14 protein-coding genes are annotated in these 18381 nt (G+C 58.6%); 6 read left to right on the plus strand and 8 right to left on the minus strand.

Annotated features, from left to right (window positions below; genetic code table 11):
- Positions 1-72: 72 nt before the first annotated feature.
- The 5 genes from H6650_00595 to H6650_00615 all read left to right on the plus strand — a co-directional run bounded on the left by H6650_00595 (position 73) and on the right by H6650_00615 (position 4668).
- A complete protein-coding gene (locus tag H6650_00595; GenBank protein ID MCB8950487.1) occupies positions 73-1527 on the plus strand; it encodes an aldehyde dehydrogenase EutE in 1455 nt (484 codons plus the stop codon).
- 6 nt (positions 1528-1533) lie between these two features.
- The gene (locus H6650_00600; protein ID MCB8950488.1) at positions 1534-2118 is read left to right on the plus strand and encodes a BMC domain-containing protein; all 585 of its coding nucleotides are present in this window, start codon (positions 1534-1536) and stop codon (positions 2116-2118) included.
- Positions 2119-2120: 2 nt separating this feature from the next.
- Positions 2121-2396: a EutN/CcmL family microcompartment protein gene (locus tag H6650_00605; GenBank protein MCB8950489.1), complete on the plus strand. Its 276-nt coding sequence runs from the start codon at positions 2121-2123 to the stop codon at positions 2394-2396.
- A 174-nt stretch (positions 2397-2570) separates the two neighbouring features.
- A complete protein-coding gene (locus H6650_00610; GenBank protein MCB8950490.1) occupies positions 2571-3698 on the plus strand; it encodes a DNA adenine methylase in 1128 nt (375 codons plus the stop codon).
- 703 nt (positions 3699-4401) lie between these two features.
- Positions 4402-4668, plus strand: a complete 267-nt coding sequence (locus tag H6650_00615) for a EutN/CcmL family microcompartment protein (GenBank protein ID MCB8950491.1) — start codon at positions 4402-4404, stop codon at positions 4666-4668.
- A 75-nt stretch (positions 4669-4743) separates the two neighbouring features.
- Here the strand turns inward: H6650_00615 and H6650_00620 are convergent, their stop codons facing one another.
- A complete protein-coding gene (locus tag H6650_00620; GenBank protein MCB8950492.1) occupies positions 4744-6396 on the minus strand; it encodes a methylmalonyl-CoA mutase family protein in 1653 nt (550 codons plus the stop codon).
- 417 nt (positions 6397-6813) lie between these two features.
- Here H6650_00620 and H6650_00625 point away from each other — a divergent pair, with 417 nt between their 5' ends.
- A complete protein-coding gene (locus H6650_00625) occupies positions 6814-9633 on the plus strand; it encodes a hypothetical protein (protein ID MCB8950493.1) in 2820 nt (939 codons plus the stop codon).
- 5 nt (positions 9634-9638) lie between these two features.
- Here H6650_00625 and H6650_00630 read toward each other — a convergent pair whose 3' ends face one another.
- From H6650_00630 to H6650_00660, 7 genes are all read right to left on the minus strand, one after another.
- Positions 9639-11540 (minus strand): ABC-F family ATP-binding cassette domain-containing protein, encoded by a 1902-nt coding sequence (locus tag H6650_00630; GenBank protein MCB8950494.1) that lies wholly within the window; start codon positions 11538-11540, stop codon positions 9639-9641.
- A 223-nt stretch (positions 11541-11763) separates the two neighbouring features.
- Complete coding sequence (locus H6650_00635) at positions 11764-12951, minus strand: amidohydrolase (GenBank protein ID MCB8950495.1); 1188 nt, start codon at positions 12949-12951, stop codon at positions 11764-11766.
- A gap of 103 nt (positions 12952-13054) precedes the next feature.
- Positions 13055-13669, minus strand: coding sequence for a class IV adenylate cyclase (locus H6650_00640; protein MCB8950496.1), 615 nt, complete (start codon positions 13667-13669; stop codon positions 13055-13057).
- Positions 13670-13671: 2 nt separating this feature from the next.
- Positions 13672-14193, minus strand: a complete 522-nt coding sequence (locus H6650_00645; GenBank protein MCB8950497.1) for a biotin/lipoyl-binding protein — start codon at positions 14191-14193, stop codon at positions 13672-13674.
- Positions 14194-14344: 151 nt separating this feature from the next.
- Positions 14345-15868, minus strand: coding sequence for an acetyl-CoA carboxylase biotin carboxylase subunit (accC, locus tag H6650_00650; protein ID MCB8950498.1), 1524 nt, complete (start codon positions 15866-15868; stop codon positions 14345-14347).
- Positions 15869-15890: 22 nt separating this feature from the next.
- Positions 15891-17438: an acyl-CoA carboxylase subunit beta gene (locus H6650_00655; GenBank protein MCB8950499.1), complete on the minus strand. Its 1548-nt coding sequence runs from the start codon at positions 17436-17438 to the stop codon at positions 15891-15893.
- A 484-nt stretch (positions 17439-17922) separates the two neighbouring features.
- Positions 17923-18360 carry a hypothetical protein gene (locus H6650_00660; protein MCB8950500.1) on the minus strand — a complete coding sequence of 146 codons (438 nt, stop codon included), beginning with the start codon at positions 18358-18360 and terminating at the stop codon, positions 17923-17925.
- Between the last annotated feature and the right edge of the window lie 21 nt (positions 18361-18381).

The following is an 18381-nucleotide window of genomic DNA, read 5'->3' on the forward strand; positions in this document are numbered from 1 at the left end:
CAACGCTGGCCCGCGACCGGCCCCGTTAACCATTTAACCATTCAACAATTAGCGATTATGCCGGTGAGTTCTATGGATGACAGCCAGATTCAAGCCATCATTGAACGCGTGATGCGGGAAGTGGGGCAGCCCACACCCGCCGCGCCTGCCGCCCCGTCTCCAGCCCCATCCCGCGTCCCTCCCGCCGCCATGCCGCGCGGCGATGACGGCCTGTTTGCCACCCTGGACGAAGCCGTCAACGCCGCCGAGGCCGCCTACCGCGCCCTCAACCGGATGCCGTTGGCGATTCGCAAGGATATGGTGGCGCACATGCGCCAGGCGGGACGGGAATATGCCACCGTGCTGGCGGAAATGGCCCAAAGCGAAACCGGCATGGGGCGCGTCGAGGATAAGGTGCTGAAGAACATCCTCAACGCGGACAAGGCGCAGGGACCGGAGGCGCTGGAAACGGAGGCGTGGAGCGGCGACGGTGGCCTGACGATTACGGAGTATGCGCCCTACGGGGTGATTGGCTCGCTCACGCCCAGCACGAACCCCACCAGTACGGTGATTTGTAACGCGATTGGCATGATTTCCGCCGGCAACGCCGTCGTCTTCAATGCCCATCCCAGCGCCAAAGGGGCCTCCAACCGCACCGTGCAAATCCTCAACCAGGCCATCCAGCGCGCGGGCGGACCGGCCAACCTCCTCACCGCCGTGGCCGACCCGACCATTGAGACGGCCACCGGCCTCATGGGGCACAACGGCATCCGCCTGCTGGTGGTCACGGGCGGGGCCGCCGTCGTGCGTGCCGCGATGCGCAGCGGCAAACGCGCCGTTTGCGCCGGGCCGGGCAACCCCCCGGTCGTCGTGGATGAAACCGCGGATATTGAGCAGGCGGGGCGGGACATCGTCATTGGTGGCTCCTTCGACAACAACATCGTCTGCACCACGGAAAAAGAAACACTCGCCGTGGATGCCATCTGCGACGACCTGATCCAGGCCATGACGCGCCACGGGGCGGTGCGCCTCAATCGCTGGCAGTTTGACCGCCTCTGGCGCGCCGTCATCGTCACGGATCGCGGTCCGGGCAAGTACGCGGACATGAACAAGGCCTTCATTGGCAAGAATGCCGCCGTGCTGCTGGCGGAAATCGGCATCAGCGCCGGCCCCGAAGTGCGCCAGATAGTGGCCGAAGTGGACAAAACCCATCCCGCCGTCTGGTCAGAGCAGATGATGCCCATTATGCCCGTCGTGCGCGTCGCCAACGCGGATGAGGCCATTGATCTGGCCGTGGCCGCCGAACATGGCTTCCGCCACACGGCCGTGATGCACTCGAAGAATCTGGACAACCTCAGCCGCATGGCGCGCGAGATCAATTGCAGCATTTTTGTGAAGAACGGGCCTTGCCTGGCGGGACTGGGGTATGGGGGCGAAGGGTACTGCTCGTTTACGATTGCCAGCCCCACCGGCGAAGGGCTGACGGGGCCGCGCAGTTTTAGCCGCTTGCGCCGCTGTACGCTGGTGGATTCTTTTCGGATCGTCTGACGTTTTATGGATTTTCCCGCCCTGGCTCTTCTGGAGTTTAGTAGTATTGCTGCCGGCATTGCCGCTGGTGATGCGATGGTCAAACATGCGCCCGTGGCCGCCATCCAGACGGGAACCGTGCAGCCCGGCCATTACCTCGTGCTGGTGACGGGGGATGTGGCTTCCGTGGAGGAGGCAGTGAAGGCAGGGCAAGAAATGGGGCGGGAGACGCTGCGGGACCAGGTGTTTTTGCCCAATGTGCATCCCGACGTGGTGCGGGCGCTGGGTGGGCAACGCCAGGTGCCGGCAGGGGATGCGTTGGGGATTGTGGAAACGGTGGCGGTAGCGGCGGCGATTGGGGCGGGAGATGCCGGCATCAAAGGCGCCGAAGTTGACCTCATTCAAATCCGCCTGGCCGATGGTCTTGGCGGCAAAGGCCTCGTCTTCTTCACCGGCCTCGTCTCCGACGTAGAAGCCGCCGTGGAGATCGCCGCCACCGCCGCCCAACCACACCTGCTGCGCCAGGTCGTCATCTCCCAACTCCACCCCGACATGCGCCCCAACGTCCATCTCGGCCGCTTCGGCGGCCATTTCGACTGGAACCAGGCCTGACTATGCAACTCGCGCGCGTCATTGGAACCGTGGTCGCCACGCAGCAGTACGACGGGCTGCGCGGCATCAAATTCCTCATCGTTCAACCCCTCAACAAACAGCGCCAGCCCACGGGCGAGCCGGTGGTGGCCGCCGACGCCACCGCCCAGGCCGGCCCCGACGAACTTGTCTTTATCGTCGGCAGCCGCGAAGCCGCCCAGGCCCTGCCCATCACCTTCGTCCCCGTGGACCACGCCATCGTGGGCATCGTGGACGATGTCATGTTGGCGCAACGGTAGGGGGCGGAAGGCGGAAACCAGTTTTCAGATTGGTTCATTCTCCCGGAATGGTAATACTAAAGCTCTCTGGAGATTGGACCAATTCCACGTGCTCAATGGCCATTTTCACCGGAAAAAATTGGTCCAATCTGGCTTAGCAATTACCGGGAATGAACCAATCTTCGGGGAAAAGCGATGTACCAACCCGCCTTGTTTGAAGATTTCGCGCCGGATATACCTACCGAGGGTATCAAGTATGCTGGATCGAAATTGAAACTCATCCCACATATTCTGCAACTTGCCAGGCAGGTTGAAGCCAGAACCTTACTAGATGCGTTTTCAGGAACAACACGTGTTTCGCAGGCATTCGCAAAACTTGGGTACCAGGTTGTTTGCAATGACATCGCTGTCTGGTCCGAAATGTTTGGCTATGCCTACTTATGCAGCAAAAAAAAGCCCGAGGATTACCAGCCGTTGATTGATCATTTGAATGCGGTGGCTCCCATTGATGGATGGTTTACACAGCACTATGGGGGTTTTGCGAATGGCGGGCGTGCTTTGCAGCAAGACGGGCTGAAGAAACCCTGGCAAATTCATAATACACGGAAACTCGATGGTATTCGACAAGAAATAGAGGCGCTTAACCTTGATGTTATAGACAAAGCAGTTGCACTTTCCAGCTTGATGTTGGCGCTAGATCAGGTGGACAATACGCTCGGGCATTTTGTATCCTATCTCCGGGATTGGTCTCCGCGTTCGTATAACAACTTGCTGCTCAAAGTGCCGGCAATTTTCTCAACGCCTTGCGAACACCAAGTCTTTCGCAAAGATGTATTCGAGTTGCTGCCGTATATTGCCGTGGATATTGCCTATCTTGACCCACCCTATGGTTCAAATAATGACAAAATGCCTCCTTCACGGGTGCGTTACGCTTCGTATTACCATATTTGGACAAGTGTATGTCTGTTTGATGAGCCGGAATTGTTCGGAAAAGCGAAGCGGCGGAAAGACTCCTCTGACAAAGTTTCTGCGTCTATCTTCGAGGAATTCCGTCAGGACGAGCAAGGAAAATACATTGCGGTCAGCGCAATCGAAAGACTCATTCGTCATATCCAGGCACGCTGGATAATCCTGTCGTATAGTTCGGGAGGACGGGCTACTGCTGAAGAGCTTAATAATGTCATTTCCCGTAATGGCAAACTGCTTCAAGTCCTGGAAATTGATTACAAAAGCAACGTCATGACCGGTATGAAATGGACACATGAGTGGCTACGAGATATTGAAACCCCTAACCGCGAGTTTTTGTTCCTCATAGAAAAATAGCCATTCCTCCCACATTTTGAATAATGTTGCGCGGCGAGTATTTGAATCCAATGGGGGTTAAATATGAGTAGAGTTGGAAAGGAGACGAAGAAATATAGTGAGCAGCCACCACAATCCATATAAGGACCTCGAGTCTGGCGAAATCCACATATGGTGATCGGAGTCGAGGCTTTAGCCGGGTCAAACCCCATATGTGGGCCGGCTGAAGCCTCCACTCCCAAAAACGCCAGAGTCCAGTAAGGACTTCACTAACCGCCTTAAATTGTTGATTAGCAAGCACCCCGATCTCATCGTAACGACCCTCAGTAACATCTTTACAATGCGTTTCATAGGCAACAAAACGCACGGCGATTTACATGTTGGAAAAGAGTTATATCGGGCAAAATCACAAGAAGAGGACGTGACATTTTCAACGAACTTACAGAAGCCAAGTTTCCGCTTAGTAACCGCCCGTGTAACTACTAACGGTTATTTGGTCAAATCTGCGCTTTAATTGTGTTCATCTCCTCAATCAGGCACGAAGTGTTAACGGGTTACGGAAGGAAATCATCTTTCAATTGAAGTGTACTACTATCATGTCAAGGGTATTTTGATGGGAAACCATGGGTCAATTCGCTGAATTGACCGGACAAGACAGCGTCTTGTCCTACGGCGCGTTTCCATCGTTTTATGCTTGACGGCACACTACTTTGAGTGGAGAAGAATGTACATTGGCGAAGTGACAGGCACGGTGGTGGCGACGATTAAGCATGAGGCCTTTTTTGGGCGCAAGCTGTTACTGGTGGACCGCCTGGGGCTGGATGGACAGCCCACGGGGGAGTATGATATTTGCGTGGATGTGGTGCAGGCGGGGGTGGGGGATCGCGTTTTGGTGCTGGATGAGGGGAATGGCGCGCGCCAGATTTTGGGGCGCAAGGTTGCGCCCGTGCGCGCCGTGATCGTGGGGGTGGTGGACGCGGTTGATCTGTAGGCGGGAAAAACCGGAAAAACCGGGTTTTTTGAAACCGGGAAAAACCGGGTTTTTTGGAAAAACCCGGTTTTTGGGTTACTGATTGGGCCGGTATTCTCCCCACAGGTCGCGTAGGGTGTGGCAGATTTCGCCCAGGGTGACGTTGTTTTCCACGCAGGCGAGGAAGTGGGGCATCAGGTTTTGGTCGGATTCGGCGGCGGCGCGCAGGTCGGCGCGGAGGGCGGTGACGCGCTCCTGGTCGCGGCTGGCGCGCAACTGGGCCAGACGCGCCCGCTGTTCGGCTTCCACGGCGGGGTCGATGCGCAGGATTTGTGGCGTGTGCGTTTCCGCTTCCACGAATTCATTGACGCCGACGACGATTTCTTGCCGGCATTCCATATCCCGCTGAAACTGATAAGCCGCGTCTTCGATTTCGTGATGGGCGTAGCCGGACTCAATCGCCGTTAGCATCCCTCCCATCTCGTCAATGTCGCGCAAATACGCCGCCGCCCGATTCTCCAACTCATCCGTGAGATATTCAATGAAATAAGAACCGGCCAGTGGGTCCACCGTGTCGGCGGCGCCGCTTTCGTTGGCGATGATCTGCTGCGTGCGCAGGGCCACGCGCACCGCCTGCTCCGTGGGCAACCCCAGGGCCTCATCCATGCTGTTGGTGTGCAGGCTTTGCGTGCCGCCCAGAACGGCGGCCAGCGCCTGCGTGGTGACGCGGACGATGTTGTTTTCCGGCTGCTGCGCCGTGAGCGTGCTGCCGGCCGTTTGCGTGTGGAAGCGTAACTGCCAGCTTTTGGGATTTTTGGCCCCAAAGCGGTGGCGCATGATTTTGGCCCAGAGGCGGCGGGCGGCGCGGAACTTGGCGACTTCCTCCAGGAAGTTGTTGTGGACGTTGAAGAAGAAGGAAATCTGGTCGGCGAAGTCATCCACATCCAGGCCGGCATCGAGGGCGGCCTGCACGTAGGCGATGCCGTCGCCGAGGGTGAAGGCGACCTCTTGCGCGGCGGTGCTGCCGGCTTCGCGGATGTGGTAGCCGGAGACGGAAATGGTGTTCCAGCGGGGGACTTCGCGGGCGCAGTAGTCGAAGATGTCGGTGATCAGGCGCATGGAGGGGCGCGGGGGGAAGATGTAGGTTCCGCGCGCCAGGTACTCCTTGAGGATGTCGTTTTGGATGGTGCCGCGTAGTTTGGTGAAGGGGACGCCTTGTTGCCGCGCCACGGCCAGGACCATGGCCAGGAGAATGCCGGCAGGCGCGTTAATCGTCATGCTAATGCTCACCCTGTCCAGGGGAATGCCGTCCAGCAGCGTACACATGTCCTGCAAGCTGGAAATGCTCACGCCCACTTTGCCCACTTCCCCCATGGCCATGGGGTCGTCGGCGTCGTAGCCGATTTGCGTGGGCAGGTCGAAAGCGACGGAGAGGCCCATCTGGCCGCGGCTGAGGAGGTATTTGTAGCGTTCGTTGGATTCGGCGGCGGTGCCGAAGCCGGCATACTGGCGCATGGTCCAGAATCGCCCGCGGTACATGGTGGGTTGGACGCCGCGGGTGAAGGGGTATTCACCGGGAAAGCCAAGTTTGTCGGCGTAGTCGGGGTCGGGGTCGGGGGGGAGGTAAAGGCGGTTGACGGAAATGCCGGCACGTGTCTCAAACGACTCTTTCCGCTCAGGGAAACGCCGTAACACCGGCTGCAAAGTTTCCTGCTCCCACTGCTGTTTCTGCTCTTCTAACGTCATCATCTTATCCTTCAGGTGCGTTGGCGCCGTGGCGCGCCCGGCGCGAAGAACGCACGGCGCAAGAATTATCGAGGCTATTGTAGTAGAGAGTGGGAAAATGAGGCAACGCCAAATGCCACGCCCCCGCCTGACAAACGTCACGCACCGGGAATAAGTTCAGTCCCAATGGAAAGTAACCCTAACCGCCAGGTCAAATTGGTCCAATCTCCAGAGCGCGTTAGTAGTTACAAGTAACCGCTGCCATGCCGTGTACTCTAATCCTCTCAAATGTCATGGGAAAATCATGACATCCGTCAGTTGCACAGCCATTCCTCATCCTTTACGGTGCGAGAATATGGGAAATGTGCTTTCCACCGTTGTCCCCCCGTCAAGTTATTTCTCCTGCTCGTTTGAACCGGGCGCTAGCTGGGAGGTCCCCTCATGAGTGCGAAGAAAGCCTTTGTCTTCTTGTTGTTGTTACTCGGCCTGACTGCCACGGCTGTGACCTATGCCTGGGAGCCGGTTCCCGTAAGCGAAGATCCCCTGGTTCGTATGCCAGGCACGCAGCCGGAACAGAACGTGTATCTGCCAAATTCAGACCAATGCTACAATTGTCATGGTGATTACGATCCGGTCGTCGAACCGTGGCGCAATTGGTCAGGTTCGATGATGGCGCAAGCCTTGCGCGACTTTTTGTTTTGGCCTGCTACCACCGTCGCGGCGCAAGACGCCGTGTGGGCTGTGGGCGGACCTAATGCCACGGACATTTGCCTGCGCTGCCACACGCCAATTGGATGGCTGGGCGGACGGTCCGATCCTACTAACGGGTCGCTGTTGAGCGACGCGGATTTCGATGCTGTGCAATGCACATTTTGCCATCGGATGTACGATCCGTTTTTTGATACGACTTATGCCGGCACTCGTGAAGGCGATGACTGGTCCGGCTATTGGGATGAAACCGACGCCAGCGACATGCCATCCAGCGCCGCGGCATGGGAAACCTATCTCCAGGATAGCGTGGAAGCAGCCCACATCACCCTGTTCAACGGACAATCATTTTTTGTCAACAACCAGCCGCCGGCCGGCTACATCGAAAATGGCGGCGGACAGTACTTTGTTAGCGATCAGAACTTGAGACGCGCCTCGTTTGCTGATGCCGAGGCCAATCATGGTATGCTTTACAGTCGTTATCACAAGAGCAAGTACTTTTGCAGCACCTGCCACGATGTCTCCAATCCAGTTCTGCTCAACCTCAACGCCAACCCACAAGAGCCGTTGCCTAGCGAAACAGTGCCCGCTTACAGCTACTATCACGTGGAACGCACCTTCTCTGAGTTCATGCTTTCCGCTTATGGGCAGGCGGGGGGCGCGCCAGGTGTGGGGCCGTTTGCGCCGGAAATCTTCGATACGTCGCATCCCGGCGATGTCATTGCCTCTTGTCAGGATTGCCACCTGCGGGACATGCCCGGCAAGGGGGCTGACAAGAATGGCGCTGTCTTACGCCCGGTAGAAAGTGTTGAGCACCCACAGAGTGGCGTTCCTCAGCACGACCTGACGGGTGGCAATATGTGGGTGCCAGCCATATTGGCCAGCACAGTGCCCGGTTCACCCAATTACGACAGCGTCAATGATGCTTTGCTCAATCAGGGGCCAGAATTACTGACGCTTGATCTGAATGCCGGCCTGGGGTTAGACCCGGATGCATTGTTGGCCGGTGTAGCGCGCGCGCAGCAAAATCTGCACGATGCTGCCGGCATCACGGACTTCCTTTATGAGCCGGGGAGTGGCGAGGTTTCATTCCGGCTGCAAAATCAAACCGGCCACAAACTGTTGTCCGGCTTTCCCGAAGGTCGCCGCATGTTCGTGAACATCAGGGCCTATGTCGGCGAAGCGTTGCTTTGGGAAGTCAACCCCTATGATGAAACCGTGGGGACATTGAAGGGTTTACCGCCGGCCTATTCACCGGATAGCCCGCCCCTGGCGGAACATGAGTTTTACGTAGATGCGTTGGTCTACGAAGTTCATCTGTCCAGTGACCTTACGGGGGAAGAAAAGACGTTCCACGTGGCTTTGAGTACACACCGCGACAAAGATAATCGTATTCCGCCGCGCGGCTTTCTGATTGATGAGGCTGCCGCGCGGCTGGTGGATCCGGCATGGATGGGTTCCTCGGCGCCGGATTACTTCACGGCGGCGGAATATGCGGGTGGATATGACGCCGTTACCTTGAGTGACTATGGCATCGCCTTGCCTGGAGCAGACCGGGTGGAGGTTTACCTCTACTACCAGACAACCAGCCGCGAGTACGTGACGTTCTTGCGCGACGAGATCAACGGGACGGGTAATCTAACGTTGTGGAACCCGCCTCCTTCTGGGGAACCGGAAGCATACATTGCGCAGACAGACCCCTTCTTCGCACAATTGGCTGCCTGGGGAGACACGGTCTGGCAATTATGGGAGCATAATCGGGACTTGCCGGGCGCCGCGCCTGTGTTCATGGTGGGTGCGTCCTGGCAACTCGTTCAAGATGATGGCTATGCCGTGCAATATGATGGTTGGCGCGGCGGCGAAGACGCGGACGCATTTGGTGGCGGTTTCCGCGCGGCGGATGCTGCCGGTCAATGGATTGTCTATCGCGCAACGCAACCATCCAACTACGTGACTTTGCTCGTCTGCCGCGGGCCTGATCAAGGATTGGCCTACCCGCTGATTGACGGGCAGTTCCAGGGGATATTGGATCTGTATGCGCCAACTGCCGGTTGTCAGGAGGCGGTGACTTACACCGGATTAACGCCAACGCCGCACACGGTTGTGGTGCTGGCTTCTGGCCTGGGCAATCCCCATGCGACGGGCAGTGAGGTGCGTCTGGATGGCTTTGGGAGCGGGGGGGGAGTGGTAGATGACGACAGTCCGGCTGTGATCTACGGTTCCTGGAGCGGCATGGAATTGCCTCAGGCGAGCGGCGGTACGCTGCGGATGGCCACGCGGGCGAATGCCGGCATTACATTTAATGTCACCGGCGATCGCGTCGTCTGGTTATCGGCGTTTTGTCCTGTTTGCGGCGAAGCAGCGCTGTACGTGGATGACGTCTACCAGGCGACGGTAGATACATACAGTCCAACCTGGCTATTCCAGCAGTCGGTTGTCGTCGCGGACTTGCCGCCGGGCGCACACAGTATCGAAATTCGGGCGACGGGCACCAAGAATCCTGCTTCCGCCGGCACGCTCGTCGTCTTTGACGGTTTCGCGTCGGTCCCCTAACGCGCTCAAGGCCCCTGGTTATTGTCGAACGCCGCGGTCAATTCCAACCAGCGTTCGAGAGCGGTTTCTAGTTCCGCTTCGATGCCGGCATATTTCCCGGCCAGTTGCGTCAATTGCTGATAGTCACTGCCGCTGGCGTTGATGGCCGCTTGCAGCCGCGCTTGCTCCGCTTCCAGGGTGGCGATGCGTTCTTCCAGGGCGGCCAGTTCCTGTCTTTCCTTCCACGTGGGGCCGGTTTTGCCGGCATTTTCCGTCCTGGAGCGCGTCGGTGTTTCCCCCCTGACGGGCGCAGGTTCCGGGGGGAGCGTGCCGGCAGCGCGGGCGCGTTGATACGCGGCAAAAGGAGCGGGATAGCGCGTACTCATCCCCCCATCGGCGAACGTTGCCAGGAAATCCACCGTGCGATCCAGGAAATAACGATCGTGGCTGACCACAATGAGGCAGCCCTGGAAGTTGTCCAAAAACTGCTCCAGCACTTGCAACGTCTGAATGTCCAGATCGTTCGTTGGTTCGTCCAGCAGCAGGACATTGGGACGCCGAGCCAACACGCCTAACAGATACAGCCGCCGCTTTTCACCGCCGCTGAGGGCATCAATGATGGCCCGCTGCTGCGGACGGGGAAAGAGGAACCAGTCCAGCATTTGCGCCGCTTCCACGCGCTCCCCATCGTTGGTCTGGATAAGGGGGGCTACTTCGTTGATGTAATCAATGACGCGGAGATCACGGGGGAGGTGGCGGCTGTGCTGATCGTAGTAGCCGATACGCACCGTTTCGCCCCAGTCCAGCACGCCGCCGTCCGGGGCGATTTCGCCCGCGAGGATGTCCAGGAAGGTGCTTTTGCCGGCACCATTCGGCCCAATCAAGCCAATGCGATCCCCAGGGACCAACTCAAAATCCACATCCGCGAACAGGCACAAATCCGCAAACGATTTGCGTAGGCCGTGGGCTTGCAGCACCTTTTTGCCCAGCCGTCGCCCACCCAAAGCCATCGCCACACGCTGTTCGCCCGCGTCGTAGTCGAGGCGTTGCAGCTCCTCGATACGCTGCTTGCGCGCTTTCTGCTTGGTGCTGCGCGCCTGCGCCCCCCGCCGCAGCCATTCCAATTCGCGCCGCAACTGCGCCTGCCGCTTCTCTTCCTGGGTGGTGAGCGTCTCGTGCCGCAGTTGGTGTAGTTCCAGGTATCTGCTGTAGTTGCCCGGATAGTTGATGAGTTCGCGGCGGTCGATCTCCACGATGCGGTTGGCGACGCGGTCGAGGAAGTAGCGGTCGTGCGTGACCATGAGGAGGGCGGCGTTCATGTCGCGTAGGAAGCCTTCCAGCCAGTCAATGGTGTCCGCGTCGATGTGGTTGGTGGGTTCGTCCAGGAGCAGCAGGTCGCCGGGATCAATGAGGACCTGTGCCAGGGCCACGCGCTTGCGCTGGCCGCCGCTGAGCGTGCCCAGGCGGGCGTCGAATTCGGTGATGCCCAGGCGGGTGAGGATGGCCTTGGCGCTGGCTTCCGCTTCCCAGCCGCGCAGGCGGGTCATTTCGTCGCCGAGGTGGGCCAGGCGGGATTGCAGGTCGGCGTCCAGGGGGGTTTGCTGGAGGGCGCGGCTGGCCTGCTCGTATTGGCGCAGGACGCGAATGTGGGGGATGTCGCTGGCGAAGAGGGTTTCCAGGACGGTGAGGCTGTCGTCGAGGGGTGGGTCCTGGGACAGGTAGCGCACGCGCACCCCGCCCCAGACGGTGATGCTACCCTGGTTGGGGGATTCAATGCCGGCAATCAAGCGCAGCAGTGTCGTCTTTCCACTTCCATTGATGCCAATCAACCCAATCCGGTCACCGCTGTTGATGAGCAGGCCGGCCTGTTGCAGCAGCACTCGTTCGCTGTATTGGTGTGTGATTTCGGTGAGCGTGACCAGATTCACAGGTGGTAACGACCTCGTGAAACCTTCCCGGAAGCTCGTGGCTCAAGCCACTTCGCGTTAAAACAGCTTCCGGGAAGGTGGTTGTGAAACCTTCCCGGAAGCTCGGACTCAAGCCATTTCGCGTTAAAACAGCTTCCGGGAAGGTGGTTGTGAAACCTTCCCGGAAGCTCGGACTCAAGCCATTTCGCGTTAAAGCAGCTTCCGGGAAGGTGGTGGCGCGTGTTTACGGCAACTGCCCCGTAACAAAGCGGCGGGCGGTTTCGGCGAGGACGGCAGCACCAACGGGAATGACGCTCTCGTCGATGTCGAAAACGTCCGTATGGTGATGGCGGACGACTCCATCCGGTGTGGCTGCGCCGAGCATGAACATGGCGCCTTGGGCGGCCTGGGCCATATAGGCGAAATCTTCCGCGCCCATGCCAAATTCCATGTCCGTTACGTCGTCTTCGCCGACCAGATCAAGGGCTGTCTGGCGCATCCAGTCGTTGACTTGAGGCGCGTTGTAGAGGGCGGGGTAGCCTTTGTTAATTTTTAACTCGTAGGCCCCCCCCATGAGGGTGCTGAGGCGGAGGGCGTTTTCTACTTCCGCCCAGAGCTTTTGGCGCACATCGTCGTGGTGGGAGCGGATGGTGCCTTCGAGCAGGACTTCGTTGGGGATGACGTTGGTGGTGGAGCCGCCTTCGATGTGGCCGAGGCTGACGACGCAGGGGCGCAGGGGGTTGATGAGGCGGGAGGGGATGGCGTAGAGTGCCGGCAAAATCGACCCCAACATATGAATCGGATCAGAACCATTGTGCGGGTAAGCGCCATGCCCTCCATCGCCGCGCACCCAGGCGCGGAACGAATCAACCGCGGCCAGGCTGTACTCATCGTGGAAGAAACAGAGGCCGGCAGGCCGATCCGAGGCCACATGCAGGGCAATCACCGCGTCCAATCCGTCCAGGGCATCATCGGCGATCATGGCTGTGGCTCCGCTGACGCCATCCTCGTCGAACGCTTCTTCGGACGGTTGAAAGAGAAAGCGCACCGTGCCCCGCCACTTATCCATCTCCTCCGCCTGGCTTTGTTTGAGCAAATGGGCCACGCCCAGCAAAATGGCCGTGTGGGCGTCGTGGCCGCAGGCGTGCATCACGCCGGCATTTTGGGACGAATAGGGTCGGCCCGTTTTTTCCAAAATGGGCAGGGCATCCATGTCCGCGCGAATGCCAATAACAGGCCCGTCGCCGCTGCCGATTTCCGCGACCACGCCAGTGCGGCCCACACCGGTGCGCGGCTGCAAACCAATTTCGCGCAGGGTGTCCGCCACCAGGGCGGCGGTGCGGAACTCCTGAAAGCTCAGCTCAGGGTGTTGATGAATGTCGCGGCGAATACGGATCAGTTCGCCGGCTATGCGTTGTGCTTTCTCTAGCATATCGTCATTCTCCAGGGAATTGGGTGTGGGATGAACAAAAACACGCGCACCGCCGCCCGTTCCGGGTGGGGGAAGCGATGCGCGTTTATGACGGATGGGGGCGTCAGGTAGGGACGAAGAGGGCAGCAGCGGAGATGTCCAGCCCGGCAAAGTTGGCGAAGGTGAGGTCGTCGAAGGGCAGGTTGTATTCTGTTTGCAGGCGCAGCATGATCACGAGGTAGTTTTCCAGGATGCGCTTTTCCCAATCAAGCCCCAGGTCCGCGGCCAGGGGTTTGAGGGCGGCTTCTTCTCCTTCCAGCTCCACGAAGTTGCCAAAGGGCATTTCGTCGAGGACGATCTCCACGCCATGACTGATAAAGGTTTCGCGGTATTTTTCGTATATCTGGCGGGGGAAGAAGCCGAGGCGCTGCAAGATGAGGGAGGTGGTGGGCAGGTCGCTGATTTCGATTTCTAGTTCTTCGCGGATTTTGGCTTCGGAGGAGATGGCCTGAGGGGGGATGCCTTTGTAAGTGAGGCGAGCGCGGCTGTCCTGGCGCAGGCGCAGCAGGCGTCCGTGGCGGGCGAGGCCGTCCCAGGGGTTGTCAAAGCGGATGTTGTGTTCGTAGATGCGGGGGCGGTGTGGGTGAATGCCGGCATCTATCAAACGCGCGCGAAATGCCGGCAAATCCCGCAGCAGAAATTTGACCTCCACCTCCAGATGATGGGGGCTTTCGACCATACTCAATCCTCTTGCGCCTCATCGGGATCACCCACGACCACCAACGGCTGGTCTTTTTCCACGCTCATCCCGTTTTCCACAAAAACCCGCTTCACCTTTCCGGCGCGCGGCGACTTCAACTCATTCTCCATTTTCATCGACTCCAGGATAATCACGGCGGCCCCTTTCTGCACCGTGTCTCCCACGGCCACAGGCACGCGCACAATGATCCCCGGCATGGGAGACTTCACCGTCATTTCCCCTTTGACGCCGCCCGTCTTTCCCTGCACCTGATTCAACAACAACAGCCGTTCATCCTGCACCTGGACCGAATACAATTCACCCCGGATGAGAACCTCCCAGGCCTCTTCTCGTTGTTCAATAGCCGCCTCCACGGAATGGTTATTCACCAACAACGATAACAGACCCCCTTCGCCCAACGTCTGAAAGTCAATCTGGTACGGTTCCCCGTCGATAATGAGGCGGTCTGCCTGTTCCACTTCAATGTTGAAAGTCTTATCGCCAACTATCGTTACGTATTTCATCGATTCAATGCTCGCGTGTTGAGAATCTGATAGCCTGCCTTCTTCAGCAACTGCTAAGCCAGATTGGACCAATTTTCAGAGAGCGGCAGTAGTTGCCTGCTTCGGACCTTCCTGGAAGCCTTGTCCGCTTCCAGAAAGATGAATATCGGCACTAGTAGCGGCGCAATTGCTGCATACGCCCCTGTAGCTTCCATTGGTTCGTACTGCTGCCATTATGTGCCACCACCTGGCTCGCTTGCTGACCCTGCTGGTGCGCCATCAGCGTCGCCACGATGGCCGCTTCCAGATGTTTGTCCGCCTCCCGATCGTCCATGCTGAAGCGCTCTTCCACAAAGCGGGTGTCAAATGTGCCAAAGAGGAAGCGGTGGCTGTCCATCATGTGCTGATGGAAGGGGATGTTGGTCTTGACGCCCATGATGCGATACTCCTCCAGCGCCCGCCGCATCCGCAAAATGGCGTCGCCGCGTGATTCGCCATAGCAGATCAATTTGCTGATCATGGAGTCGTAGTAGGGTGTGACATGGTAGCCGGGGAACACGCCGGTGTCAATGCGCACGCCAGGCCCGGTAGGCAGGCGACTGGTGGTGATAGTGCCCGTGGAGGGGAGGAAGTTGTTGTACGGGTCCTCGGCGTTAATGCGGCACTCAATGGCCCAGCCGCGCATTTTCACATCTTCTTGCGTCAGGCGCAGGCGACGTCCACGAGCGATACGCAGCATTTCCTGCACGATATCCACACCGGTGACGAGTTCGGTGATGGGGTGTTCAACTTGCAAGCGGGTGTTCATTTCCAGGAAATAGAAGTTGCGTTCTTTATCGACGAGGAATTCGACCGTGCCGGCATTCACATACCCCACCGATTTCGCCGCCGCCACTGCCACTGCCCCCATCCGCTGCCGCAAATCCTCATTCACAAAGACCGATGGCGACTCTTCAATTAACTTCTGATGCCGCCGTTGCAGCGAACACTCCCGTTCGCCCAGATGAATCACGTTGCCGTGCATGTCCGCCAACACCTGGAACTCGATATGGCGGCCCTCCATGATCATCTTTTCCACGTAAATGCGTCCATCGCCAAAGGCCGCTTCCGCCTCCCGCCGCGCCGCCCCCAGCGCTGCCGGCAAATCCTCCATGTTGTACACCGGGCGCATCCCCTTGCCCCCGCCGCCCGCCGCCGCCTTCACCAAAACAGGCAGACCAATCTCCCGAACCGCTTCCACCAGTTCGTCATCCGTCAGCCCCGGCTTCGTTCCCGGCACCACGGGCACGCCCGCCGCCGTCACCGTCGCCCGCGCCACTTGCTTATCCCCCATCATGGCGATAGCCTTCGGCGGCGGACCCACAAACACCAGTCCCGCATCCAGGCAAGCCTGCGCAAACTCCGCTCGTTCCGCCAGGAACCCGTAGCCCGGATGGATCGCCTGCGCCCCACTGCGGCGGGCCACATCCAGCAGCTTTTCAATGACCAGGTAACTCTCACGCGCCGGCGGAGGGCCGATGTGGTAAGCCTCGTCCGCGTGGCGCACGTGTGGCGCGTTGCGGTCCGCATCCGAATACACCGCAACCGTCTCAATGCCCAACTCGTGGCAGCCGCGTACAATGCGCATGGCGATCTCGCCGCGATTGGCGATCAGCAGTTTGTTAAATCTTTTGGGGTTTAGCGTGTCTGCTAACATAACTTCTTCTTCCGGCTCAAGCCTACAAGGGGATGTTGCCATGCTTCTTTGGCGGATTGCTGTCCCGCTTATTCTGCAACATATTCAGCGCGTTAATCAGGCGGGGGCGCGTCTCGCTTGGCTCAATGACATCATCCACGAAACCGCGCTTGGCCGCTGTGTACGGGTCGGCAAAACGATCACGATAATCCTGCACCAGTTCCGCCTTGCGCGCCACGGGGTCTTCCGCGCTTTCCAATTCGCGGCGGAAAATAATGTTCACCGCGCCATCTGGTCCCATCACGGCAATTTCCGCCGTGGGCCAGGCCAGATTGAGGTCGGCACGGATATGCTTGCTGTTCATCACGCAGTACGCGCCGCCATAAGCCTTGCGCGTGACCACTGTGATCTTGGGCACAGTGGCTTCGCAGAAGGCGTACAGCAGTTTGGCCCCGCTGCGAATAATGCCGCCGTGTTCCTGGTTCACCCCAGGCATGAAGCCGGGCACGTCCTCAAACACGATCAAGGGGATGTTGAATGCGTCGCAAAAGCGCACAAACCGGGCCGCTTTCTCGCTGGCATTGATGTCCAGCACGCCTGCCAGGACCATGGGCTGATTGGCAATGATGCCCACGCTGAAGCCGCCGAGACGGGCAAAACCGACCACGACGTTCGGCGCAAAATGCTCGTGGATTTCGTAGAAGACGCCATCATCCACAATCAGGTTGATCACGTCTTTGATGTCGTATGGCTTGTTCGGGTTGTCGGGCACGAGCGTGTCCAGCGCCGCTTCCGTGCGTAGCGCGTCATCCTTTGTGGGCTTAAAGGGCGGGTCTTCGGCGTTGTTTGCCGGCAAATAACTGAGCAGTTCGCGTATTTTGATCAGGCACTCCGCTTCCGATTCCGCGGCCATGTGGGCCACGCCGCTGGTCTCGTTGTGCGTCATGGCGCCACCCAGCGTCTCAAAGGTCACGTCTTCTCCCGTGACGGCCTTCACCACGTTCGGACCGGTAACGAACATGTAACTGCTGTTTTTGACCATGAAAATGTAGTCGGTGAGCGCGGGGGAATAGACGGCGCCACCGGCGCAGGGTCCCATGATGGCGCTTATCTGGGGAATGACGCCGGAGGCCAGGGTATTGCGCAGGAAGATGTCCGCATAGCCACCCAGGCTAACGACGCCTTCCTGGATGCGCGCGCCACCAGAGTCGTTGATGCCGATGAGGGGGGCGCCATTACGCATGGCCATTTCCATGATTTTGCAGACTTTTTCCGCGTGTACTTCGCTGAGGCTGCCCCCAAAGACGGTGAAGTCCTGACTGAAGACGTAAACGGGTCGCCCGTCAATGGTTCCCCAACCGGTGACAACGCTATCGCCAGGGATTTGCTGGTCGTCCATGCCAAAATTGCGCTCGCGATGGACAACAAACATGTCGATTTCGTGGAATGAGCCGCGATCCAGCAGGATGTCTATTCGCTCGTGCGCGGTCATTTTCCCTGCTTTGCGATGGCGCTCAATGCGATCCGCCCCGCCGCCTTGTGTGGATTCGATACGCATCTGGCGTAGTTGCTCGATCTTCTTGTTTGCCATACGTTCCTCTTCAATAAAAGGCAGGCTTCCAGCCGGGCTTGAAATGGGCGGCCCGGGGATCTGCTGCCGGCATTTTAGTTAAACGAGAGTTGAGCGGGCTTTCATGGTCAAAACCGCGAAACGGACAGCCATCTTTGGGCAAAGTCACCCAACGTGACCCGCGCACAAAGCAATCACTGCGTCACCCCAACACCCGATCTGCTACTGGTACAACATTTTAAGGAAACCACGCCAGTTGTCGCTCAGCGCGCGGCCAGGAATTACAACACCTCCCCACCCACCCATGAGAGCATCAACACTCACCCCACGGCGGAATGTACCCTTGCTCACCTGCGCCACTGGGGCAGGTGCGATGCACTACGGGCACACCACGTTCCTACTGCTTCCAGGGGTGACACTATTCGCGTGAACCTGCCAGGTTTCCTCGGTAGACATTCCCCTGCGCGGGAGAAATCCGGCAGGCTTTTAGCGAGGGACCAAAGAGCTACCACGGAGTTTTGTTCGTCACGCGCCAGAAATGGGCCGTGGCGCGGCGGTTCAGTAGCCAGTAGGCAAGCAAGCTGGCGCTTGCGTAGAATACCAACTGCGCCAGCCATCCATTTTTGGCCGCCGGTGACGCCACAAAGAAGACAACCAATCCTAATTGATAAGCGCCATAAAGCAGAATAACCGGCGGGATTGCGCGGCGGACAACAGGGCGTCGCCGCCACAGTAGAAACGCTTGCGCCGCAAACACAACGGTCCAAACAACTGACCCAATCAGACGAGCCGTGGGAGAAAGCGTTGCGCCTGCCGTCACGAGCAACAGGCTCTGTCGGGCCAGACTGATTGCGCGCCAGATGTTGCCGCAACCAAACAGAACCATTCCCCAGACGACCATTGTGATGCTGCGCGGGGTATGCGACATTGTTAAGTCTACCATAGGTTGCTGAATTATATGCCA

Source organism: Ardenticatenales bacterium, from assembly GCA_020634515.1.
GTDB lineage: Bacteria > Chloroflexota > Anaerolineae > Promineifilales > Promineifilaceae > JAGVTM01.